Annotated in this window: 21 protein-coding genes and 1 pseudogene; 21 read left to right on the forward strand and 1 reads right to left on the reverse strand. The window is 36.0% G+C overall.

The genetic code is table 11. The features are described 5' to 3' along the window. Positions 1–3 precede the first annotated feature (3 nt). The 13 genes from VEHSUH06_RS09225 (at position 4) to VEHSUH06_RS09285 (ending at position 14657) form a co-directional block, all read left to right on the forward strand. Complete coding sequence (locus VEHSUH06_RS09225; protein ID WP_105098646.1) at positions 4–1032, forward strand: acyltransferase; 1029 nt, start codon at positions 4–6, stop codon at positions 1030–1032. A gap of 10 nt (positions 1033–1042) precedes the next feature. Continuing rightward, positions 1043–2236 (forward strand): O-antigen ligase, encoded by a 1194-nt coding sequence (locus VEHSUH06_RS09230; RefSeq protein ID WP_105098647.1) that lies wholly within the window; start codon positions 1043–1045, stop codon positions 2234–2236. Positions 2237–2497: 261 nt separating this feature from the next. Then, entirely contained in the window at positions 2498–3934 is a 1437-nt protein-coding gene (gene wbaP, locus VEHSUH06_RS09235; RefSeq protein ID WP_105098648.1) for an undecaprenyl-phosphate galactose phosphotransferase WbaP, read from the forward strand. 8 nt (positions 3935–3942) lie between these two features. Then, positions 3943–4914 carry an acyltransferase family protein gene (locus tag VEHSUH06_RS09240; RefSeq protein ID WP_105098649.1) on the forward strand — a complete coding sequence of 324 codons (972 nt, stop codon included), beginning with the start codon at positions 3943–3945 and terminating at the stop codon, positions 4912–4914. A 10-nt stretch (positions 4915–4924) separates the two neighbouring features. Then, a complete protein-coding gene (glf, locus tag VEHSUH06_RS09245; RefSeq protein ID WP_105098650.1) occupies positions 4925–6028 on the forward strand; it encodes a UDP-galactopyranose mutase in 1104 nt (367 codons plus the stop codon). Positions 6029–6089: 61 nt separating this feature from the next. Next, entirely contained in the window at positions 6090–6851 is a 762-nt protein-coding gene (locus tag VEHSUH06_RS09250; RefSeq protein WP_105098651.1) for a DUF4422 domain-containing protein, read from the forward strand. 1 nt (position 6852) lies between these two features. Next, a complete protein-coding gene (locus tag VEHSUH06_RS09255; RefSeq protein WP_105098652.1) occupies positions 6853–7710 on the forward strand; it encodes a phosphorylcholine transferase LicD in 858 nt (285 codons plus the stop codon). 13 nt (positions 7711–7723) lie between these two features. Next, entirely contained in the window at positions 7724–8533 is an 810-nt protein-coding gene (locus tag VEHSUH06_RS09260) for a phosphorylcholine transferase LicD (protein ID WP_105098653.1), read from the forward strand. Positions 8534–8544: 11 nt separating this feature from the next. Next, the gene (locus VEHSUH06_RS09265; protein ID WP_105098654.1) at positions 8545–9255 is read left to right on the forward strand and encodes a 2-C-methyl-D-erythritol 4-phosphate cytidylyltransferase; all 711 of its coding nucleotides are present in this window, start codon (positions 8545–8547) and stop codon (positions 9253–9255) included. Between the two features lies 1 nt (position 9256). Continuing rightward, complete coding sequence (locus VEHSUH06_RS09270) at positions 9257–10306, forward strand: NAD(P)-dependent oxidoreductase (protein WP_105098655.1); 1050 nt, start codon at positions 9257–9259, stop codon at positions 10304–10306. Beyond that, positions 10306–11421 carry a glycosyltransferase family 4 protein gene (locus VEHSUH06_RS09275; protein ID WP_105098656.1) on the forward strand — a complete coding sequence of 372 codons (1116 nt, stop codon included), beginning with the start codon at positions 10306–10308 and terminating at the stop codon, positions 11419–11421. The genes VEHSUH06_RS09270 and VEHSUH06_RS09275 overlap by 1 nt, the downstream gene beginning before the upstream one ends. A gap of 259 nt (positions 11422–11680) precedes the next feature. Further along, entirely contained in the window at positions 11681–12985 is a 1305-nt protein-coding gene (locus tag VEHSUH06_RS09280; RefSeq protein ID WP_233187931.1) for an O-antigen ligase, read from the forward strand. Beyond that, a complete protein-coding gene (locus VEHSUH06_RS09285; RefSeq protein ID WP_105098658.1) occupies positions 12966–14657 on the forward strand; it encodes a PIG-L deacetylase family protein in 1692 nt (563 codons plus the stop codon). Before VEHSUH06_RS09280 ends, VEHSUH06_RS09285 begins: the two co-directional genes overlap by 20 nt. 186 nt (positions 14658–14843) lie before the next feature. Here the strand turns inward: VEHSUH06_RS09285 and VEHSUH06_RS09290 are convergent, their stop codons facing one another. After that, positions 14844–15542, reverse strand: coding sequence for an L-ribulose-5-phosphate 4-epimerase (locus tag VEHSUH06_RS09290; protein ID WP_105098659.1), 699 nt, complete (start codon positions 15540–15542; stop codon positions 14844–14846). 121 nt (positions 15543–15663) lie between these two features. On the opposite strand from VEHSUH06_RS09290, the gene VEHSUH06_RS09295 reads away from it, so the two are divergent. The 8 genes and pseudogenes from VEHSUH06_RS09295 (at position 15664) to VEHSUH06_RS09325 (ending at position 24186) form a co-directional block, all read left to right on the forward strand. After that, positions 15664–17175, forward strand: coding sequence for a lipopolysaccharide biosynthesis protein (locus VEHSUH06_RS09295; protein WP_105098660.1), 1512 nt, complete (start codon positions 15664–15666; stop codon positions 17173–17175). 152 nt (positions 17176–17327) lie between these two features. After that, positions 17328–18380 (forward strand): annotated as a pseudogene (locus VEHSUH06_RS09300) (IS30 family transposase). 217 nt (positions 18381–18597) lie between these two features. Next, entirely contained in the window at positions 18598–20028 is a 1431-nt protein-coding gene (locus VEHSUH06_RS09305) for an AAA family ATPase (RefSeq protein WP_105098661.1), read from the forward strand. Next, the gene (locus VEHSUH06_RS09310) at positions 20010–20702 is read left to right on the forward strand and encodes a hypothetical protein (protein ID WP_233187932.1); all 693 of its coding nucleotides are present in this window, start codon (positions 20010–20012) and stop codon (positions 20700–20702) included. The genes VEHSUH06_RS09305 and VEHSUH06_RS09310 overlap by 19 nt, the downstream gene beginning before the upstream one ends. Positions 20703–21228: 526 nt before the next feature. After that, positions 21229–22437 carry a hypothetical protein gene (locus VEHSUH06_RS09315; RefSeq protein WP_105098662.1) on the forward strand — a complete coding sequence of 403 codons (1209 nt, stop codon included), beginning with the start codon at positions 21229–21231 and terminating at the stop codon, positions 22435–22437. 578 nt (positions 22438–23015) lie between these two features. Then, a complete protein-coding gene (locus VEHSUH06_RS10865) occupies positions 23016–23258 on the forward strand; it encodes an acyltransferase family protein (RefSeq protein WP_233187933.1) in 243 nt (80 codons plus the stop codon). A 71-nt stretch (positions 23259–23329) separates the two neighbouring features. Further along, complete coding sequence (locus VEHSUH06_RS10870) at positions 23330–23794, forward strand: hypothetical protein (RefSeq protein WP_233187934.1); 465 nt, start codon at positions 23330–23332, stop codon at positions 23792–23794. A gap of 65 nt (positions 23795–23859) precedes the next feature. Next, a complete protein-coding gene (locus VEHSUH06_RS09325) occupies positions 23860–24186 on the forward strand; it encodes a Tat pathway signal protein (protein WP_105098663.1) in 327 nt (108 codons plus the stop codon). Positions 24187–24422 lie beyond the last annotated feature (236 nt).

Below are 24422 nucleotides of genomic sequence, written 5' to 3' on the forward strand. Positions count from 1 at the left end.
AATATGAATAAAGGGGATATTGTCACACAACGTCAATCTAATATTGAGTTGTTAAGAGTGATTAGTATGTTTTGGGTATTATTGGGGCACTATTACGTATTAAGTGAGTATTCAACGGTAGATACTATATCTTTTAACTGGATAGGAATGCAGTTTTTAGGTGCGTGGAGTAAGGTAGCAGTTGATATCTTTGTTATTATTACAGGGTACTTTCTTGTTAATCAAAACTTCAGGTGGAACAAAGTTTTAAAATTATTATCTTGTACATATTTTTGGGGGATTGCTGTTTTAATTTTTGCCTTATGTTTAGGCATATCGGTAAAAACAGATTATATTTATAAGTCTTTGTTTCCACTAACACCATTAAACTGGTTTGCTCGGTCTTATTTATTGCTTTATATATCAATACCATTATTTAATAAATTGATTGTTAAGGTTAATCAAATACAACTAGGTCTCATTATAGTAGGGTTAACAACATTGTTTTATACAATACCTACTTTAATTAGTACCTTTATAAGTGGTGGTGGATATTTAACATCGTATTTTACATTCGCCACTATGTATATGATTGGTGCATATATTCAAAAATACGGTAATTTTAAATTAGATAAGATATCTATATATGTTGGTATTGCTAGTTTTTTTCTTATCATAGGATCTATTATATGGAATGACTATCATATATCTGCACAAGTAGATATTATGTATCTAGCCCATAAGGGAAATTCTATTGTAGGATTACTTGCTGCTATCGGTATATTTACGTTTTTCAAGAACTTAACATGTAAATATAATAGGTGGATTAATATCTTGGCATCGACTACATTTGCTGTGTATTTGATTCATAATAATCCTATAATTAGCGATTGGCTTTGGAATACTGTAGTGTGTGCTGACAAGTATCTTGAATCATCATTCTTTCTTTTACATATGTTAGGGGTAACAACATTAATATTTGGAGTATGTGCTATTCTTGAATTAATACGATTGAGAATAGCTAAATACTACAATAATATTATGTTGAGGTAAGGTTGAAAGTATGAAATCTTGGATTATTAAATATTCTGAATTGATACTGACCATATTGATTTCAGTTATGATTTGTACGACACGATCGTCTATGGCTTTTGGCAACTTGATGTATAGTCTCATTATTTTGATGACCTTAGTAACTTGTTGGTATAGACGACATGAAATCTCTGTACCACAGTCCATACGCCAATATGGATGGGCCTATGTAGGCATGTTACTATGCGTATTACCGTCAGCATTAATCAGCAATGATATAGCGGTGACTACTAAATATTTCTTTAATATTTGGGTTTGGAAGGTATTAGTTATCGTACCAATTCTGTTATTTATTAAAAGTTCCCACAAATTATACGCCATATTATCAGTATTCTTTGTATATATGGGTATCGATGCTTTATCTGCTTTCGCACAGTATCTATTGGGCTATAATTTAGGTCCAGGAGGTCGTGCAGGTGGTGTCATCAATGGCTCTATGATGGGGCTAGCCATGTTGTTAACATTGGCCTTTCCATTGGCTTTAATTGCTGCTTATGATAAAGCATTTCCTTCATATGTAAGAAAATCAGCTGTATTCTCTTTATTTGGTATGTTATTGGGGATGTGGGGAAATCAAAGCCGTGGTTCTTGGTTATTTAATGGTCTTAGCGGTATACTCATAACATTGCGCTATTGCTTTATTAATATTCGCTATATATTGGTATTGCTTGTAGCTGTTATAGGTATAGGCTATGTGTTTACTAGTAATCAATCTTATATGGAGCGTTTAGAAAGTACTTTTAATATAACTACTGATGGATCAAATTTAGGCCGTATTTATGTATGGGAATCCGATAAGCAAATGATTTTGGATAATCCAATTATAGGTGTTGGTCCTGGCTTATGGGGCAAAAAATATGTAGAACAATATCAATTAAAAGAGGAAACGCAAAACTTAGGCCATTCCCATAATAATATGCTACAAATAGCTTCTGAATCTGGCATATTAGGTCTCATTGGTTTTTTGGGATTCTCTATTTTTGTAATCTGTAAATCTCTGAAAAATTATATTAGAACGAGAAACACTTATGATTTATTAATTCTTGTAGGTTTTATAAGTTACTTATTCCTATTTGGGTCTGTTGACTATACGTGGGGAAATTCATCTGGAATTCGCATATTTTGGATTGTTATGGGGATTATGATTCAATTGAGAGATAATTGAGAATTATATGAGTATTCTATTGAGATTTAAAGGTGTGTTTAATTAGTTTTTATGAGAAATTTATTCCTCGTTTAACTAAGATTGAAAATATATAAAACTACATAAAAGATAGTTAAAATCTATGTTTTTTCATAGTTTTAGACATTTGAATATGATACAATATAAGTAATTATTGGTACATTGTATTCGTATGATAGAGAGGTTGTTTTCTTTAAAAGTAATTGAGAAAACAACCTCTTTTTTTAAAATTGGGGTATTAGTATGAATCGTTCTGAATGTAATAATAACAATAAGTTACTCATTAGTAAGATTATAGTACTTATAGCAGATTATATTGCGATTGTTTTGGGGACATTAGCAGCTTATTATCTACGAGTAAATTTACAAATCTTACCAGTAAGTGAACACTTCAAAGTCGATGAAATTTACGTATATGGTATTGTACCCATTGTCTTTTTATCTATATTGTTACTTAATAATGCGTATTCAATCGTAGCACCATATTGGGATACAATGAAAAATTTATTCCGTAGTATTACTATTGGTGTAGTTGTATCTATTGTGCTCATGTACACAGGACATGTAATTAATGATGTATCCCGTCTATTTGTAGCCTTTGCTTATATATTTATGCTACTCTTTATCTTTAGCGGTCGTTTTATTGTAGGCAAGATTCTTTCTAAGGTAGGATACTTAACGATACCAGTTCTCTTAGTTGGTGCAGGTAAAACAGCAGAGCTCGTTAAGAAATCGTTAGATCGTATGCCGATTGCTACGTACAAGATTATTGGTTATGTAGATGATAATCCTAAATCCTCTACTATTGCTAAAGAATATCCATGTCTTGGAGTTTTTTCTGATGTTGAAAGAGTTATTAAAGATACAGGTGTACAAACAGTCCTTATATGTGCACCAGGGTTAGAACCTAAAAAGTTAGTATCTTTGATCAATCGATTACAATTATTGGTAAAACGAGTAGCCTTTGTGCCTGAGTTATTTGGCTTACCTACAAGCAATATTACGGCTCGTGGCATGATGGAAGAGCAAGCCGTTGTATTGCGTGTACAAAATAACTTGGCTCGCAAGTCTAATCGTATTATGAAGCGCATCTTTGATATTGTAGCTACCGTATGTGGAGGCATCTTAATTTTGCCTATTCTAGCCATTGTAGCTCTATTGATTTATCTAGATTCTCCAGGACCAGTTGTATTTGGTCACAAGCGCGTTGGCCAAGGTGGGAAAGAATTCCCATGCTATAAATTCCGCTCCATGGTGCCGAATGCACAAGAGGCATTAGAGGTATATTTGAAAGAAAACCCTGCAGCCCGTGAGGAATGGGAACGAGATTTCAAATTAAAAGATGATCCTCGTGTTACTCGTATTGGTAAATTCCTTCGCAAAACAAGCCTTGATGAATTGCCACAATTGTGGAATGTTCTCGTTGGTGATATGAGCCTCGTAGGTCCTCGTCCTATCGTGCGTGATGAAATCGTAAAATACGGCGACTATATCAACGACTTTTACCTTGTACCACCAGGAATTACTGGTGTATGGCAAGTTAGCGGTCGTAGCGATACTACCTATGAAGAGCGTGTATTAATGGACTCTTGGTATGTTCATAACTGGTCCGTGTGGATTGATATTGTATATCTTTTGAAAACTGTGTTGGCTGTCGTTAAATCGAAAGGGGCCTATTAGTTGATATTATGAGGGATAGTAGTTTTGATATTATGAAGGGAATTGCAATTTTACTTGTTGTTTTGGGACATTCTGTTCCAGACCAAGCAAGTGCTAGTGGCATTGCTAGTTATCCTTTATATTTGATGCGCACTATAATTTATAGCTTCCATATGCCTGTCTTTTTCTTTGTAGCAGGCTATTTTATGCATATACCTTTGAAAGAGGGATATCATAAATTTATAAAAGATAAAAGTATACGGTTAATGGTTCCTTATTTCACTGTTGGTTTATTGTATTTTCCCTTCAAATTAGCTTTATCAAAGTTTGCAAATCAGCAAATAAATCCACAAGATATATGGAAAATATTAATAGGTATTAATCCTGATGGAGAATTATGGTTCTTATATTGTTTGTTCTTTATTTCAATCATTATTGCCTTATTGGTTAAACGTGTACATTTAGGTTTACTTATTGTATCTTTTATCATTGGAATGCTATCTGATGTATTGAATATCTTTTCTGTAGCTATGGTATCTAAGATATTGTACTTCCAATTCTTCTATATCTTAGGATTATACATAAAAAAATATGGACTATTGGATTATATGAAATCTACAGGAATAGCTTTTACATCTATGGTGATTTTCAGTGTAGGTAATTATGCATTACTACATGATATTAATGTGTTTAAAATACTTACCCTTATAACAGCAGTATCGGGGATTACTATTACATATTATATAGCTAATCAAATTTCATCTAGAATTGGCTTATATAAAACACTTTTGGTCTTTTTAGGTACAGTCTCCATGGATATTTATATCTTTAGTGATATTGTTAAAATTCCATTTAGAATTGTACTTTGGTCTAAACTAGGATGGTATTATGAAGCTTTTATTGTTTGCTTCTTAGCATCTACAATTCTATCTATCTTGATAGGTTATATTTTAAGAAAAAATCATTATTCACGATTGCTATGTCTTGGTATGAAAAAATAAGGATATAGATATGAAAAAACAATTTGATTATTTAGTAGTTGGGGCAGGCCCATTCGGTGCTGTTTTTGCTCATGAGGCACACAAGCGTGGTAAATCTGTACTTGTTATCGATCGCCGTAATCATATAGCAGGTAATTTGTACTGTGAAAGCAAAGACGATATTAATATTCATGTGTATGGAGCCCATATTTTCCATACGTCTTTGAAGCATGTGTGGGATTATGTGAATCAATTTGCTGAGTTCAATCATTATGTAAATAGCCCTGTAGCGAACTATAAAGGTGAAATGTATAATTTGCCTTTTAATATGAATACCTTCTCCAAAATGTGGAATATTCGAACTCCTAAAGAGGCACAGGACATCATTACCAAACAACGATCTGCTATTACAAGTGAACCTAAGAACCTAGAAGAGCAAGCTATTAGTCTCGTAGGTACAGATATTTACGAAAAGCTCATCAAAGGCTATACGGAAAAACAATGGGGCCGTAAATGTACAGAATTGCCAGCTTTCATTATTAAACGTTTACCTGTCCGTTATACATACGATAACAATTATTTTAATGACCGTTTCCAAGGCATTCCTATGGGCGGTTATACGAAGATGATTGAGCGCATGTTAGAGGGCATTGAAGTCCGTTTAGGTGTAGACTTCCTTAAACATCGTGATGAATATGAAGCCTTGGCAGATACAATCATCTATACAGGTCCTATTGATGAGTATTTTGATTACTCTGAAGGTGTACTAGAATATCGGGGTCTTCACTTTGAAACAGAACGTCTTGAAGAAGAAAATCATCAAGGTGTGGCCGTTGTGAACTATACGGAAGGCGACATTCTGTATACTCGCATCATTGAGCATAAACACTTTGAATTTGGTACACAACCTGTTACATATGTAACTAAGGAATATCCAAAGGACTGGAAAATTGGCGAAGAGGCCTATTATCCAGTGAATGATGTAAAGAATTTAGATCTTTACGCAAAATATGTTAAAAAGGCTGAAACGATTTCCAATGTTATCTTTGGTGGTCGTTTAGGGGAATATAAATATTACGATATGGATAAGGTTATTGCTAGCGCTTTGGCATTAGTAGAAAAAGAGTTAGCCTAACCAAGTTTTCATATGGTAAGTAGATAGACTTGAGAGACAACACTCATGTAGGAGAGTACTAGTGAATATTAAGATTTTAGTAGCTACACATAAGCAATATTGGATGCCAGAGGACTCCGTGTACATGCCAATCCATGTAGGTCGAGAAGGCAAAGCTGATATTGGTTATACCGGCGATCATACAGGAGATAATATCTCCTCAAAAAATGCGAATTATTGTGAGTTAACAGGCCTTTATTGGGCTTGGAAAAACCTTGATGCGGACTATATCGGTCTTGTTCATTACAGACGATATTTTACACGCAAAGAGGTGCGTTCCGTAGAGGACAAAAAGAATCAAATTCTTACAGGCCCAGAATGGGAAAAACTACTTTCAGAGTATCCTGTTGTGGTAGCAGATAAGCGTAAATATTATATTGAATCTAACCGTTCTCACTATAATCATGCCCATCACAGCGATGGCCTTGATGCGGCAGAGCAAATCATCGCTGAAAAATATCCAGAATATAGCGCTGCTTTCACAAAGGTTTGCAACCGCACATGGGCGCACATGTTCAACATGTTTGTTATGCGTCGCGACCTATTTGATCAATACTGCCAGTGGATGTTCTCCATCTTGGAAGAGATTGAACATCGCGTCGATATTTCCAATTACGATACATACGAAGCGCGTATCTATGGTTTTGTAAGCGAAATCTTGCTCGACGTATGGATTGAAGCTAATAACATCGACTATAAAGAACAAAACGTATCCTTTATGGAGCCACAAAACTGGTTGAAAAAAGGTGGCTTATTCTTAAAACGTAAATTGTTTGGGAGATAATATGAGAAAGATATCTGATGAAGATATGAAGGCCTTGGCGCTCACGATGCTTAAAGATGTAGCTAAGTTTTGTGATGACCATAATATTAAATATTATCTTTGTGGAGGAACCTTATTAGGCGCTGTTCGCCATAAAGGTTTTATCCCTTGGGATGATGATATTGATATCATGATGCCTAGACCAGATTATCTGCGATTTCTAGAACTATATAATGGCACCAATCCTCGTTATGTGGTGAAGGCCATTGAAAATGACGAGACATATTGGCGTACTTTTGCGAAGGTATTTGATACAGCTACACATTTAGAGGAACCTGCTATTTATCTTGATAAGCCTGATAATGGCGTATTTATAGATATATTCCCTGTGGATGGTATTACAACGAATAAGATTAAACGTACTATCTTATTTAAAAGCCAAGAGTTTTTGAATTTCTTGTATCATGGCTCTGCATGGACATATACAAAGAGCTATAAGTATGCGGACTCCTTTAGTAAATTCGCTAAGATTAAAGGTTTAATTAGAACCTATTTGAAATATATTGCAGTTACCGTACTGCGACCATTGAATACCTATTCTTTAATCAAAATAATCAATCGTAATGCACAACAAACAGATTACGAAGGTGCTACTTATGTAGGCACCATTGTAGATTGCCACTACGGTGCAGCTCGTGAAATGTTGCCTAAAGAAGGCTTTGAAGATGCTGTAAAAGTACCATTTGAGGATGATGAATTCTGGGCTATGGGCAATTATAAATTGTACTTACAAAATCTATACGGTGATTATATGAAGTTACCGCCTGAAAGTAGTCGTGTAACACACCACGATTTTGAAGCGTATTGGAAAGATAACTAAGAAGGTAGATAGTATGAGTCGAGTATTGAGTCTAGCTGAAATAAAAGAGCTAGAACTTCAAATGTTATCCGTATTTAGTGAGTTTTGTGAAACTCACAATCTTACATATTACCTATGTGGTGGCACCTTACTAGGCGCCATCCGCCATAAAGGCTTTATTCCTTGGGATGACGATATAGATGTATGTATGCCTCGAGCGGATTATGATAAGTTTATAAAGCTATATAGCCAGTTAGACGATAATATTTATAGCGTTAGGTCTAACCAATTACATAATTTTAGCGCTCCCTTTGCAAAGCTTGTGGATACTCGTACAGACGTATCTCGCGTATATAGTGATAGCGATCGGACGAAACATTTATGGATTGATATCTTTCCTGTAGATGGTTTGCCTGACAGTATAGAAGAGGTAGCCAATATCTATAAGAGATGCAATCGATATCGGTCTATTTTAAAATTGACGGACTGCATTCCTGGGGAAGGGAAGAGCAAGCTTAAAGCATATTTGAAATATATTTTAAAGCCTATGGCCAATTTATATGGGCAAAAACGATGTGTGAATAACATTGAAGCTGTAGCAGCTGAACATACTTATGAAGCATCAACGTATGTGGGAATCGTTACAAACGGCTTATATGGCGTAGGTGAACGGATGTTGAAGTCCGAGTTTGAACAATCCGTTATGGTTGAATTTGAAGGAAAACAGTATCCTACATTTTCTTGTTGGGATACTTATTTATCTGGTATATACGGTGATTATATGACATTGCCGCCAGAGGAAAAACGGGTAACTCATGATTTAACAGTTACCATTAACGAATAGAGGGGAAATTTATGAACATTGGCTTATTAATTGCTGGTGGCATTGGCCAACGTATGGGTCAAGAAATTCCAAAGCAATTTATTAATATTAACGATAAACCTGTTATTATCTATACTTTGGAAGCATTCCAAAACCATCCAGATATCGATGCCATTGCCGTTGTATGTTTAGATGGTTGGCACCATGTACTAGATGTATATGCGAAACAGTTTAATATCACTAAATTAAAATATATCGTTTCTGGCGGTGAAAACGGCCAAGGATCCATTCGTAATGGTGTGTATGAACTGGAAAAACACTTCGGCCCTGACGATATCGTGTTGATTCACGATGCGATCCGTCCAATGGTATCTGAAGAAATCATTTCTGATTGTATTCGCGTTACGAAGGAAAAAGGGAACGCTATTACCGTCATTCCTTGTGCTGAAGCAATGCTTGTATCTGAAAGCCAAACAGACTCTACAGAAATTTATAACCGCGATCACTTAAAAAGAACGCAAACTCCGCAAGCTTTTTACATTAAAGACATCTGTGATTTACACAGAGAGGCTATTGAAAAGGGTATCTTAAACTCCGTAGCTTCTTGTACATTGATGGTAGAACTTGGCAAAGAAGTATACTTCTCTAAAGGTTCTGAAAAGAACGTAAAATTAACAACTGTTGAAGATTTAGATATCTTCAAGGCTTTATTAACATTAAAACGCTCTGAATGGTTGAGATAATATGAATACACTATGGAACTCTGCTGCTTACCAGCAAGATTTAGAGACAACTGCATCAAATATTGTTCACCTTGAACGACTAAAAGATACATCTATACTCATCACAGGTGCTTCAGGCCTTGTTGGGTCTTACATAATTGATACCTTGCTGTATGCAAATGAAACGTATCAACTAGGTATGACCATCTATGGATGTGGTAGAAATGTATCAGCTTTGGAGCAGCAGTTTCCATATGGTGGCGATTGTTTACGATTCATAGAATACGATGTAAATCGCGATTGCAGTGACTTGGATATAGCATCTTTGGATTACATTATTCATGCAGCGAGCAATGCCCATCCAGCCACAATTTACAATGATCCAGTAGGTACCATTACAGCTAATGTACAAGGTACTAAATACTTACTAGATTTAGCGAAACGATTTACATCTTGTCGCCTATTATTCATCTCATCTGGTGAAATCTATGGGGTAGGTAATGGTGATCCTTTTACAGAGGACTATGCAGGCTACATTGATATTACGAGTTCTAGATCTTGTTATCCTATAAGTAAACGATGTGCGGAAAACCTCTGTGTTTCCTATTATGAACAATATCAAGTAGATACGGTGATTGCTAGATTATGCCACACCTTTGGGGCTAATAATTTAGAGAGAGATTCCCGTGCATCGGCACAGTTCATGAAAAAGGCTATCCAAGGGGAGGATATCGTCTTAAATAGTACGGGCGGTGCCATTCGATCGTATTCGTATATTTCCGATTCTGTCTCTGGTATTCTCTCTGTTTTAACTGCTGGTGAAAGCGCCAATGCTTATAATATTTCGAACGGTAGCGAAATATCTATCAGTGAGTTAGCGGAAGAGATAGGTCGTATTGCCAATGTAAATGTGACGTACAATATTACGAATTCTCAAGCGAGTCCATTTTCTTATGCCGTACTAGATAATAGTAAACTTAAGGGCTTAGGTTGGTCACCACAGTTTACAGTGCCATATGGTTTAGAACATACCTTTAATATTACTAGTAGTTGTAAGGGGAGCGATGCGTAATGACACAAACAGTAGGTGTACTCGTTCAATCCCTTGAAACACTGGGCGGTGGAGAACGAGTTGCTGTTAATCTATGTAATGCATTAGAGCCTATTTTTGATATACGTCTCATCCAGTTTTATGAAAACGAGTCGGTTTATCCTGTGTCACCTACCATACAGACCTATTATGTAGATAAGATAAAGGGAAAGCTGCGCCATAAGTTTTTTAGGTACGCTTCTAAATTGAGGTCCTTGATCAAAGCCTTACATCTTGATGTATTAATTGTGGTAGGCAAGTTCTCTTGGCCTATTATTGCCATGTTGAGTACATTAGGCTTACCTGTGAAGGTAGTATTCTGGGAACAAGGAACCCTTGAAGCTGCACAGTATGTGAGAAATACCTTAAAAAAGAAGCTTTTTGGTAGCTTTCAACAAAAATGTATTAATTATCGTTCCGATGTAATCGTTACCTTAACGGATAAGGAGCGCATCAATTATGGCCAAAAGTTCAGTGAAACAAAGGATAAGGTTGTATCCATTTATAATTTTATTAATACAAATCAGCCCTTGCCAGCGTATGCCAGTGATTCGAGAGAAATCATTAGCGTAGGCCGCATTGATTATGCAAAGGGCTATGAGTATCTCATTGAGGTGGCGAGCCGTGTTATGCCAAATCATTTAGATTGGCAATGGCATATCTATGGGACGGGTAATAGAAATTATATGGCCTCCTTGCAGCAAACAATCGATGATTTAGGTTTGACGAAACAAGTCATCTTAAAGGGCAGCCATAATCATATTCTAGATATATATAGTCAGTACTCCTTCCTAGTGTTTACATCTAGATTTGAAGGATTTGGACTAGTTCTATTAGAGGCTATGCTAAAAGGCTTACCTTTAGTAAGTTTTGATATATATTCAGGCCCATCTGATATGATTCATAATGGAAAAAATGGCTATCTCGTAGCACCATTTGATGTAGATGCTATGGCGAGTCATGTAGAAACATTAATAAATGATAGAGAGTTGCGTATGCGTATGCATGATGAGGCGCATGATTATATAGTTGAATTTTCTGAAGAGGCTATTATAGATAAATGGGTTAACCTAATTAATAGTTTATCTTCTCGTTAAGAGGGTATACATGAATACTAAAGTCAGAGACAGCTTATTCGCCTGTATGGTAGTCACTATATTGTTTACAAATATACCTAAGTTTATGCAAATCAATTTCCTCTTTGGCAGCTTTAGCAGAAGATTGACAGTTGTCTTTGTGTGTATTGGTTTGCTGTACACCGTATATTTAGCTATTAAGAAGAAAATGGAGTTCCATCATTTTCAGACCTTTAAGCGTTTTTCCATAGTGTATTTGCTATATATTTTAGTTTCACTTATGTATGGACTATATCAATATCCCTATTATGATGCGGTTATTAATGGTCCCGTTCAACAAATTGAGAAGTTGCCAGCCCTTATGGATTGGTTACAAGCACATAATATACAGCTAAGTCAGTCCTTCGTCGTTGGCGCTTGGATGATTGTACGGTTTATCAAAAATACAATATTAGAATATGTATTTACCTTTGGTGCTGCCTATATGGTATTCAATTGGTACTTTAAGGAGTGGCGTAAGGGTGTGTCCTTAGTCGTGCAGTCAGTGCTAGTTTCTGTACTATTGATACTAGGCTATAACTGCATTGAACTGGCTTACTTAGGTCATATGCCATGGGGTGAAAAGGTTTTATCTGCTATCAATCCGTATATCCATGAGATTAAAAATGGCGGAACTTGGTATCCTCCATTGCTATGGAAGAACCAAATGCGATCCCTCTTTGCAGAGCCTTCTTACTATGGGATTTATGCTACCTTTGCATTACCATTCTTGTGGTATGCTTTCATCAAAAAATTGAAGAACCCATACATAATGGGACTCATTATTTGCTTATTTACATTTGGCATCTTTTTGACAAAGGCGAGAACAGCCACTGTACTATTCTTATCTGAATTAGTACTTTTGACTGCCTATATGCTATATACGAGACACAAGGAGTATATCTATAAAGGTGGCGCTATCTTACTACTCACTGTGGTTGGCTTCATTGGTTCGGTAGGGTTTATTAACTATGTTATGCCGGCCAAGGCACCGGCTAAGCAGGCATCTATCGAAAGCATGACTAAGTCCTATGTAGATAATAATGTTACGTCTGTTGCTTCTGCATCCGGTCGTAGCAATCGGTCTCGTTTTGCTATTATGAAAGCTTCCTTTAATATCGGTAAAGATCATCCCGTTCTCGGCGTTGGTAAGGGCCTTAAGAATGCATATGTTACTGATTATTTGACCGATGAAGATAAGAAAATCAACGAGATTCGCAATTGGGTAATAGAACAACGAGATATGGGCATTTTAAAAAGTGGTTATCCTGCCCTAGGTGAATATGTTACGCGATTTGCAGAGCAAGGGATTATAGGTGTTCTCTTATTTGTAGTTCCTGCAGGCATGCTCCTATGGGGTTTGTTCAAACGAGCTAAGGCTAACAAGAACGATTTAATTTATATTACCCTATGTATATCGACTACGGGGCTGTTAATTTCTGCGGTAGGAGATAATATCGATATCACCTATGCCTATTGGTTACTATTAGGGTTAGGATTTGCAATTTGTAAAGGTTCAGACGAACATGAACAACAAAATGTGTGATAATAGCTTCTTTCATCAATTATTAGCAAATACAAATGTATTGGTATTAGTGCCGCATCAAGATGATGAAATCAACTTGATGCGGGATTTGCTTGTATCATTACAGAACTGTAAGGCTACTGTATACGTAGCATACACCACAAATGGTGACTATTCAGTACCTGCCAATGTGCGATATCAAGAAGCTATCGAGTCATTAAGAATATTAGGGATTCCTAAAGAACAAATCATATTTTTAGGCTATGGGGACTCCTTCAATACTGCTCCGAATCGACATATTTTTTATGCTGATTCGGAGCCATCTGTATCTAATGCTGGTTATAGTGAAACCTATGGAGCAGAAGGTATTAAGGAGCTCATATATCAAGTTAAGGGGCATCATCACGAGTATCTCAAGGATAACTATATAGCTGATATGGAGTTACTATTGCAACACATTAATCCAGCTATTATCTTTGGTATTGATTACGATACGCACCCTGATCATAGGATGTTATCCTTGGGCTTAGATACAGCATTGTGTAATGTGCAAGCCCATTATCCTACTTATAAGCCTATAGTTTACAAAGGCTTTGCCTATGTTACGGCATTCCATAGTTATCCTGATTTTTACAATTCCCTTAACTTAGAATCTATTAAAGAACCGCAAGAACCTGCAATCTATCACTATTTTGGTGAACGCGATGTGTATGGTTCGTCCATCTATGAGTGGAAAAATCGGGTAAGATTCCCTGTAAATGAAGGAAACCGTGGTCCATTCTTATGGAATAGTTCGCTATTTAACGCTATTAAAGCACATACTTCTCAGTCCTTTGGCTTTAAAGCATCGGCGGTTATAAATAGTGATATCGTATTCTGGCAGCGGAGAACGGACTCTATCGCTTATGATGCAGAGATAGAGGTTTCCTCTAACTCAGATACAAAGGATCGACTCGTTGATTTCAAGCTCTTTGATATTTTAGACATCAATAGCCTTGAACCTGTGCTCAATCCGTTAGCTTGGACATCGAGTGATGAAGACACTCAGCCGTCTCTTCAATTAACTTGGAATAAGGCTCAAGATATTCGCCAAATCGTGCTATATAGCGCTATCGATTTTGATGAGTCATGTAGAGAATGTACTGTATATATAGATGATCAACAGGTAGGTGCTGGTATAGTGCTACCAAAGGGGCATCCATTAGTACTTTCTCTAGATACGACGTATCATGGAAATCAGTTGTGCCTAGTATTTGATGGACCTATAGCGTTGGCAGAACTAGAGGTATATGCAACGGCTATGCAAGATAATCCACTTCAACCTTTCATTAAAATCGTGAAAGCTGACGATTTTATCTATGAGTATTATGTGGATGATCGAAAACAGTCTCTAGACTTATCGTTATATACCTATATGACTGAGGCGAAGGATATTACACTCTATGTTGATGGTGAAAGCTCCATCGAGAGGAATGGTAGTGATTATACAATTCATTTCCATCCAAAGGAAACAAGGATTACCGTAAAGGCTACCCTCAAAGGACATGCTGATTGCTATGATCAAGTTGTCATTCATAGGGTCTCTAAAGAGGCTCTCAGTATGCGTAAAGGTCTACAACAACTCGACAAGTATGCAAATCTCTTCTTCTTGCGGTTGAGACGGAAATGGTATCATCTGTTCCAAAAACAATAGGCGTATACAAGACCGCATATTAATGTGTATATACAAGACTGCATACCCATGTGTATATACAATGGCTATATACATTGAACATATGCATTCCATATATATTGGCATAGAAATACCCCCTACCATTAGTTCTGTTTATATAGACCTTATCAGGGACTATATATTTTATGGTAGGGGGTTTTAGTATAGTTATTTTTGCCCATAATAAGCATCTTTACCGTGTTTACGTAAGAAATGCTTATCTAATAAATCTTGTTGGATGTTGGAGATATTAGGAGCCAAAGTTTTCGTGTAGTATGCGATTTTAGCTACTTCTTCAAGGATAACAGCCTTTTTTACGGCCTTGGTAGGTGTTGTATCCCACGCAAAAGGACCATGTGAGTGAACGAGTACGCCTGGCACATCGGTCATGGAAATATCTCTGCTTTTAAAGGTATCTACAATGACAGCGCCCGTATTCCATTCGTAATCATTTTTGATTTCCTCAGTTGTCATAGGACGTGTGCATGGAATGGTCCCATAAAAGTCATCACTATGTGTGGTACCCAATGCAGGAATGTCCATATGAGCTTGTGCCCAACCTGTAGCGAAGGAGGAGTGGGTGTGAACAACACCGCCGATACCATCACAAGCTAAGTACAATTGACGATGTGTTTCTGTATCAGAAGATGGATTGAGATTGCCTTCCACAGTTTTACCTGTTTCGAGATCTACTACGACCATATCCTCTGGTTTCATTACTTCGTATTCTACGCCAGATGGTTTAATAACAAGTAACCCGGATTCTCTATCGATGCCGGACACATTACCCCATGTGAATGTTACAATGTTATATTTTGGCAACATCATATTGGCTTTATAAACTTCTAATTTTAATTCTTCTAACATATAGTTCCCCTTTATATGCGACTACGAATATTTACCCTAAGTGTAGCAGAGAAATATGAGTGTAGCAAGGTTATTGAGCTACTAATATATGGTAAAATATAGATATCTAAGGAGTGGTTACATGAGGATTGAATCGGCTATAAGAAATGCGAAATCTACACTGCTCGTTTATGGCATTAATATGCTATTGCAGTTTTGTATTCGCTTAACCTTCTTATACTACTTAACAATTGAATATGTAGGTCTCAATGGACTCTTTGATAATATCTTATCTGTTTTATCGCTCACCGAATTGGGGATCGGGCCCGCTATTGTGTGTACCTTATATGGACCATTAGCTAGGAATGATATCAAGGCTGTTCAGTCCATTATGAAAGTCTTTAAACGGGCTTATATCATCATAGGTGTACTTATCATAGCCATAGGTTTTTCCATATCGCCTTGGCTTTATAGTTTCATCAAGTCACCGCCTAATATTCCAGATTTGACGTGGTTCTATTTGTTCTTCGTCATCGATACAGGGATTAGCTATTTCTATTCTTACAATAGAAATCTATTAATTGCGGACCAAAAGCAATATATCATCAATAATGTACGCGGTTTAGTACAAGTAGTAGGGGGCCTGTTACAAGTTATCTCCTTGGTACTATTCCAAAGTTTCTGGTCTTATATCTTGATCCGTATCGGTATGACCTTAACAGAAAATATTATTGTCACACGCCGTACGCAGCGTATCTATCCGTATATCACTGAGAGCGGTATAGAACCTCTTGCCACTGAAATTAAGGGTCAAATTATAGGAAATGTAAAAGCCTTAGTTCTTCATAAAATTGGAGGTATCGCCGTATTTAGCAGTGCCAATATTATACTTTCAAAGTTTGTAGGCCTTACAGCAGTTGGTTTCTTTAGTAACTATTATTTACTCATCAACGCTGTCATGCGTCTATCCGATCAAGTGTTCAATTCCCTTAAGGCTAGCGTTGGTAACCTCAATGCTTTAGCAGATAACGACCGCAAGTTAGATGTATTCCATCAACTCTTCTTTATAACAGGGACGTTAGCATACATTATTAGTTTGAATCTATATTTCTTTATCAATCCATTTATCGAACTATGGCTCGGTAAAGCGTATGTTCTATCTAATACGATTGTATTATTGATGGCTATCAATTTTTATCTGACTTACATGCGAAAAAGCGCACTCGTATTTATAGATTCCATGGGACTATTCATTCATAACAAGTTTATGCCTATCTGTGAGGCTACACTCATCATATCGAGTGGTATTTTCTTAGTCCAACAGTATGAGATTATAGGTATACTTTTAGCCATGATCTTAACTACCTTGTGCATGCCGTTCATCGTAGAACCGTACATACTATTTAAACATGGCTTGCGAGGGTCCCTTGTTACCTATTATGTAACTTATTTAAAACACGTTATCCTTTTAATAGCTGTAGGTTCGCTAATCCAATATGGACTCATGCAGTTTGATTTGAATAACGATGTATTAACCCTTGCGATTCGACTCATTGTGATCAATATAATCTGCATAGGGATATGGTGTGCCGTATGGTGGAGAAATACATATTTTATGTCTTTTAGAGAAAAGATAGTTAAAAAGTTATTGTAACTTGCATTGACGTTATAATTTAAAAGATCATAAGAAAATAAAACTTCGTCGATTGTAAAATCAAGTTGAACAAGTAACACAAAAAGTCCATAAGGCTCTCTCTTTGGTAGAATGTAAGTGTCAAAAGCTTCATTCACAAGGAGGAAATCCCTATGGACTACTTATATTCTACTACAACTGAGCACAGAAAGGGACAACATTTTTCATTTGAGCACCGGGTTTTGATTCAAATACGCCTTAAGGATGGTTGGAGTCCCAACAAAATCGCCAAGGAAATCGGATGTGCACCAAACACCGTTCGCAACGAGATTAAGCGAGGAACAGTGGTACTGTACAAAGGAAATATTCTCCGCTACAAAGCCACCGCCGGACAAGCTACCTACGAACAGAACCGTCAAGTGTGCTGTAGGCACTACGACTTCCTCGAGAAAGTCGATTTCATCTCGTTTGTTGAGAAAAAGTTTTTCGAAGACGGATGGTCACTGGATGCTTGTGTTGGCTATGCCCTGAAAGAAGGCTTGTTCACCAGAGGGCAGATTGTCTGTACTAAGACACTATATAGCTATGCTGACCTCGGACTGCTAGGCATCAAGAACATCCATCTTCCCGAGAAACTCCGTAGATCTTCAAAAAGGGTGAAAGTCCGTAAAAACAAAAGGGTTCTTGGACGCAGCATCGAAGAACGATCATCGGAAGCAAATGACCGCAGTGAGTTTGCGCACTGGGAGGCAGACCTTGTCATCGGTTCAAAGAAGAAGGATGACGACGCTCTGCTCACCATGCTTGAACGCAAAACTCGCGAGTACTGGATGATTCGTGTTCCGGGTCGGAATCCAAACGGTGTCATGGCTGCTTTAACAACCATCCGTTCACAGTACAGTTAACACTGGGATACCATCTTCAAGACGATTACGACAGACAACGGATCCGAGTTCTCGATGTTGTCCGAGCTGGAGGACTTAAGCAAAACGCTGGTTTACTTTGCCCATCCCTATACCTCTTGCGAAAAGGGATCCGTAGAACGCCACAATGGCTTGATCCGCAGATTCATCCCCAAGGGGAAACGCATCGATAGCTACTCTGATGAGCAGATTTCTCAAATCGAGACATGGTGTAATAGCCTTCCAAGAAAACTACTGGGCTACCGTACTCCGGATGATCTCTTCGAGAATGAACTGGATCGGATTTATTCCTGTGTCGCCTGACAGACTATTCAACTGTCAATGTTCAACTTGTTATTGTAATTTGCGACAATTTTCAATATTAATAACTGCTTCTTATATAATCCTTATTATTAGTGGCTCTATAATAAATATCTATGCATGAACTGTAAAAACGGAATTTTTTATTCTGTTTTTACAGTTCTTCTTTTTTGTTTGTCAAGTTTGTGATACACTATTGACAAGAAAAGGAGAATCAACTATGAATACGCCTATTGTTCGTTTAGAAGAGATTACAATTAAAAATCTAAAGAATGTTGAATATGGTCATATTAAATTGAACGTAGATAAGAAATGTTCTTCATCAAATTTATTAGGTTTATACGGGCAAAATGGCTCAGGAAAAACGGTTTTAATTAATGCGATTGATATATTAAAACAGTTATTGATGGGGCAGAGACTACCAGATCATTTAGTTGATTATATTAATATCAATAGTGATTTGGCAGAACTCTCTTTTGAATTTTCTTTACAAATTGATGATGATAATATACATGTATATTACGATATAGAATTAGCTAGAAATAAGGTTACAAGTGATAGTAATACAGACAATATAGATTCTATAAAAACTATACCTATTGTAAAAAAAGAAGTATTACAGTATAGAATGGAAAACAGTACTACATCGATTAGGAAGAATATAATTGCTAATACAGATACTACAGAAGTGTTTGTACCTAAAAGCAAATTTGAAATTTTATTTGGTAAACACTATGATGATATGACTGATTTTCTTGTAGATAAACGTCTTTGCCAAGCTACATCCAGATCTTTTTTATTTTCTTCACTATTTTTGAAACGTCTTAATTCTAGACAAGAATTTATTGAAAATACTAGTGAGTATAATTATATTTTTATGATTATACATATGTTAGTAAAATATGGTAATCATGATTTATTTGTCGTATTAACCTCTCATAGTGGTTTACACAGTCTTAATGTATTACCGTTAGAAATAAATGTACAACAAGATGATATGGGACGAATCGGTACAATTACATTACCTTTAGATAAACCAGTTACTTTACCTATACCTATTGTTGATGAAATTCATAATATTATCAGCATGATGAATTTAGTTTTATCTGAAATTATTCCAGGCTTACGGATTTCAGCATCTGATTTAGGCGTTGAATTATTAGAAAATGGTGAAAACGGTAAACGTTTAATGCTGGTTTCTAATAAAAATGATAAAAGTATACCTTTAAAATATGAATCAGAAGGTATACGCAAAATTATATCTATTTTGAGTTTATTAATTGCTGTATATAATCGTCCATCTGTTACTATTGCAGTTGATGAATTGGATGCTGGTATTTTTGAGTATTTATTAGGGGAGTTACTTCGAATTATAGCTGAAAAAGGTAAAGGTCAATTGATTTTTACTTCACATAATTTGCGTCCTTTAGAGACATTGGATAAAGGATGCATAGCTTTTACCACAACAAATCCTAATAATCGTTATATTCGTCCTAAAAATGTGAAGTCATCTAATAATTTAAGAGATTTTTATTATCGGGATATTACATTAGGTGAGCAAGCAGAAGAAGTCTATAAACCAACACAAAATGCTGAAATTTCATATGCTTTCAAGAAAGCTGGTGTATATAAGTGGCACGAAAAAAAATAGTGCTAGTAATCGTGGAAGGTCCATCAGACGCTTCTGCATTAGAACGGTATTTTGTTAAATATTTTGATAGTGATCGTATTGTAACAAAGATAATACATGGTGATATTACTACTGATAAAAATATTGATCAATCAAAAATAAAAGCACATTTGGGAAACAAGGTTAAATCATGGATTACAAAAGATAAATTTAAGAAGTCAGACATAGATAGGATTATTCATATTGTTGATATGGATGGTGCTTATATAGATGATAAACTCATCCGATTTGATGAATCATGTAAAGATCCATTTTATTCACCTGTATCTATAAAAACCTCAAATGTAGAGAATATTCGTCTTAGAAATGTCCAAAAGAGAGAAAATGTAGATACATTGAGTACTAATACAAGTGGTATTTACAATGGTATTCCTTATAAGGTATATTATATGTCTTGTAATTTAGATCATGTATTATATAATCTTCAAAATGCTAGTGATAAAGAAAAGGAAGATTATGCATTAGAGTTTTCAGAGAAATATATAGATAATATTGATGATTTTATATCATTTCTTTGTAATTCTGATTTTTCTTGTTGTGACTCTTATGAAGATTCTTGGAAATTCATTAAGGGTGGTAAGCACTCATTAGAACGTTATAGTAATTTAGGACTTTGTTTTTTACACTCTAATTAGTGGTGCTTTGGTATAAATACAAATAATAGTCTATATGCGGATATCAGCACGGGTCTATCTGGCACATACAAGCAAAGCTGGGCGATTAATGCAGGGTATACGCATCGATTCTAAGCCATTAGATGAGCAAAATTGATACATGTTTTCATTGAAAAATCTAATAAAGTTTATATTCAGTTTATTTCTCCTCAATATATCGATTTTGTATAATGAATATATAAATGAAATTAGATGATACAGCATCTCGTATATACGTAAAAGACTTGCTACAAACATGCGATACATACCGTTATTTGCTGGTCAATTAGTGTACTAATGTATTGCAACATAAACATAATATTGATAGACCCCCAAAAGAATGAGGCATCGACTATAATCGGTGTCTCATTTTTATCGTCTAGTTGCCAACCCATTTTCAGATGAGATATTAATAGGTCGAGGTATTACCTCTAGAATTAATATATTCCCTCGTGCTATATTACATATGAGTAGTATTTTTACGTTCATATGTATAAGGAGATACTCTATGTTTAACTTTTATAGTGAGTTATTATTACGTTTACAGAAACAATTTGTATCCGAACATGAATCTGATTTCAAATCTATTGAGGATTTGTTAGAAGCATTTATGACTCAATATAATCGTGGTGATTTTAATAATACGATAGAAATGAAATTACGTGATTTATATGAGGCTGCAGAAGAGGCTGATACGAATGAGAAATCAAGGAAGTTATACAATGAAATCCTTGTATTATGTCCTGATGAAGTAGATGCTAAACGAGAACTCATAGCTCTTGAGTTACATCCAAGCTTTCAAATTTATCAGTTGAAACAGCTAGTAGAATCGTTGAAAAAACCAAAGAAAATAGATTGGAATATAATAGAGACGCGTCCTTATATGCGTTGCCTCATCGACATGGGGATGATATATTTAGAATATAATATGTATAATGATGCGATTGCCTGCTTTACGCCAGTTTTTCACGGAGACAAGCAAGATCATTCGGGATTTCTTGTGTATATGATGGTTGCTTGTTGTGGCGCTGCCAACTGGGATCGCGGCCGCAAGGTATATCAGCGATATCTTGCATGTTGCGATGATATACAAAATGCATTTAATCAGGCTCCGGATATCATGTTGCCTATGCATATGCTGTATATTCTATTGGCTTTGCAGTGTGGTGAAAGCAAGATAGCCCATGATGTATTAGTAGATCTTGTTGATGAATATGAAGATATTGATTGGTTATTACAAGATGCAACGCGCTGGAACGATTTTGTAGAAGATCATTTAGAGGCTATTATGTATATGGTAGACCAAGTGAGCAACATAGATTCTGACCCACGAGAATTAATAAGCTTATATACTGCTATCTCATTTTTACCAACTCAATTAGTGGATTTTGAAAGTCCACTATGGCAGACTCTATATGATGCGTATGAACGTGTTACCGGTCGAACTGTTATAAATCGGTACTCTAATGATAGTTATATGGGAAAACGCGAGTCCGCTCATATGAGTCCCGTAGAGGTTGCTAAAGGTGGGGCTTTGCGTGGAAATCCGGTATATGACAATATACGGTTCGGTGCACAAATTACACTTTCACAAGCCGGCCTATACACAGTAGATGATTTTAAAACAATTACTAAACAAGAAGTATTGATGCTACCGGGCATTGGTAAAAAAACAGTGGAACAACTAGAGCATAATGGTGTTATATTTAAAGCCTAAGATGTGACTTGAATTTAATAGCGATCCTAGGATAACGAAGGGCTATTTGTTTTTTTCATAATTAATATAATCCCTTTGATGAGTATCTTGGTACTGATCAAGGGGATTTTAAATTACTACAGGGTTGTACTAATTTTTGTCCTATAACCCTAAACTTCCAAACTACTATCGTGTAGACCTTACATATCAATTCTAATTTACAAACTAAAAGGACAGTTGATGAGAATCAACTGTCCTTTTATATGCCCAGATTCTGTTAGTTTGCCTAGATTCTGTTAATATGTCTAGATTCTTTTCGTATACTTATATTCTTTTGGGCATGAATATATATATGCGTAAATTATGTCACAACATTCTCATATATATCTTGTATTTTATGGGGTATGTATCTGCTATATATTATATTCAGTTCTAATATAGTTATTGAAATTATCATAAATGAAGTTATAGATGAAGATGCATATAACTTCTCTATTATATAGGTATTGGGCTTTATCATCTTGTTATCAGAGTTTGGTAGTATCCAATTTTATAGTTTTGAGAGATATTTGAGGTTTATAGAATGAGAGGTTGAGCGCATGAGAGAAAGCAATATTGAGTTATTGCGCATTGTTTCGATGGTGCTGATTATTATGCACCATTTCACTGTGCATGGAACATTTCCCTTTACGCAGGAGTTAACATTTAACAAGGTATTCCTCCAGGTCTTTGGGGTTGGAGGCAAGGCCGGTGTAGTGGCCTTCGTTATGATAACGGGACATTTCATGGTTTCTAGTAGCTTCAAGCTACATAAGTTTGGGAAGCTAGTAGGGCAGATATAGTTTTATAGTATAGCTATGCTCGGCGTGGCTATGGGTTTGGATCTCATATAACACAAAAAACGGGTATTATCTTGAGTGCTGTTGGCATCTTAGGCGCCTTCGCAGGGGATATTCTCGTAGATATACTGGCTACGACCGACCCAGCGTATATGAAACAGATTTTCTATTTTACCCAAAATGACTATGGTTTCTTCCAGCTACTACTTGGCATAGGTTTATTTATTATTTTCTTGAAAGCAAAGATTACCTATCGTCCTTGGATTAATACGGTAGCATCGACTACCTTTGGTATTTACTTACTGTACGATAATAAGCTGTTCCTTCACCATATGTGGGACAATATATTCAGTACTTATCAGTATTACGATTCTGTCTTATTACCATTATATGCAATTCTTGTAGTGGCACTCATTTTCATAGTTGGCATGGTGGTAGACTATATGCGGTTAGCTTTCATAGAAAAACCTATTATGAAACGCATTACGTTGTACATTGAAAGTAGTCAATCGTGGATGGAGAAGAAGGTGCCCTTTTAATGCGAATCTCACCGTTTTTTGGTATAATAAACAAGTATTCCAACGATAAAACGGAGGTAATTCTAATGAGTAAATTCTTATATATGTTAGTGGCTCTGCTCGTGTTGATTGGCATTAATACACATGATGTAGAAGCTCGTACCGATGTATATGCTACGACCTATAATGGTAATAGCTGGTATGTAGACCAAGACTCTGTAAAGAGAGTAGGGGATGTACTTAATTTCACAGTATATACGACATCTGGTCTTAGCTATAAGGTAACATCTAGCGATAGTAATTATTACAATGCAGATGTATTCTACTATAACAACAAACTCGTTTCAGACAATGGTCAATCCGTCTGGAAATCTCCAGGAATGATGGCCGCTATGCGTGTGGCACGTAGATAAAGATAAAAAGATAAGAGGCAGTGACTCAGTCGCTGCCTCTTGGTTTATAATACAACATATTAGTATTGTTTATCTGTATTTGACGATATATAATATAAACCCTATAATATAAACAGATAGCCAAGCGAGTAGATCCGTCGGGCTCATCTCAAGAGAATAAATAATTGATGAAATGGCCTTTCAGTTACCTAATTATCTAGGGATAACGAAGGGCTATTTGTCTTTTCCAAGACAAA

The sequence above is a fragment of the Veillonella sp. S13053-19 genome (assembly GCF_002959835.1).
Taxonomy (GTDB): Bacteria; Bacillota; Negativicutes; order Veillonellales; family Veillonellaceae; genus Veillonella; species Veillonella rogosae.

Coding starts and splice junctions, on each gene's coding strand:
- VEHSUH06_RS09275 (WP_105098656.1), top strand. CDS start 10,306: ATGACACAAACAGTAGGTGTACTCGTTCAATCCCTTGAAACACTGGGC.
- VEHSUH06_RS09315 (WP_105098662.1), top strand. CDS start 21,229: ATGTTTAACTTTTATAGTGAGTTATTATTACGTTTACAGAAACAATTT.
- VEHSUH06_RS09270 (WP_105098655.1), top strand. CDS start 9,257: ATGAATACACTATGGAACTCTGCTGCTTACCAGCAAGATTTAGAGACA.
- VEHSUH06_RS09280 (WP_233187931.1), top strand. CDS start 11,681: ATGTATGGACTATATCAATATCCCTATTATGATGCGGTTATTAATGGT.
- VEHSUH06_RS09285 (WP_105098658.1), top strand. CDS start 12,966: ATGAACAACAAAATGTGTGATAATAGCTTCTTTCATCAATTATTAGCA.
- VEHSUH06_RS10865 (WP_233187933.1), top strand. CDS start 23,016: ATGAGAGAAAGCAATATTGAGTTATTGCGCATTGTTTCGATGGTGCTG.
- wbaP (WP_105098648.1), top strand. CDS start 2,498: ATGAATCGTTCTGAATGTAATAATAACAATAAGTTACTCATTAGTAAG.
- VEHSUH06_RS09255 (WP_105098652.1), top strand. CDS start 6,853: ATGAGAAAGATATCTGATGAAGATATGAAGGCCTTGGCGCTCACGATG.
- VEHSUH06_RS09230 (WP_105098647.1), top strand. CDS start 1,043: ATGAAATCTTGGATTATTAAATATTCTGAATTGATACTGACCATATTG.
- VEHSUH06_RS09265 (WP_105098654.1), top strand. CDS start 8,545: ATGAACATTGGCTTATTAATTGCTGGTGGCATTGGCCAACGTATGGGT.
- VEHSUH06_RS09225 (WP_105098646.1), top strand. CDS start 4: ATGAATAAAGGGGATATTGTCACACAACGTCAATCTAATATTGAGTTG.
- VEHSUH06_RS09240 (WP_105098649.1), top strand. CDS start 3,943: ATGAGGGATAGTAGTTTTGATATTATGAAGGGAATTGCAATTTTACTT.
- VEHSUH06_RS09295 (WP_105098660.1), top strand. CDS start 15,664: ATGAGGATTGAATCGGCTATAAGAAATGCGAAATCTACACTGCTCGTT.
- VEHSUH06_RS09260 (WP_105098653.1), top strand. CDS start 7,724: ATGAGTCGAGTATTGAGTCTAGCTGAAATAAAAGAGCTAGAACTTCAA.
- VEHSUH06_RS09325 (WP_105098663.1), top strand. CDS start 23,860: ATGAGTAAATTCTTATATATGTTAGTGGCTCTGCTCGTGTTGATTGGC.
- VEHSUH06_RS09305 (WP_105098661.1), top strand. CDS start 18,598: ATGAATACGCCTATTGTTCGTTTAGAAGAGATTACAATTAAAAATCTA.
- glf (WP_105098650.1), top strand. CDS start 4,925: ATGAAAAAACAATTTGATTATTTAGTAGTTGGGGCAGGCCCATTCGGT.
- VEHSUH06_RS09290 (WP_105098659.1), bottom strand. CDS start 15,542: ATGTTAGAAGAATTAAAATTAGAAGTTTATAAAGCCAATATGATGTTG.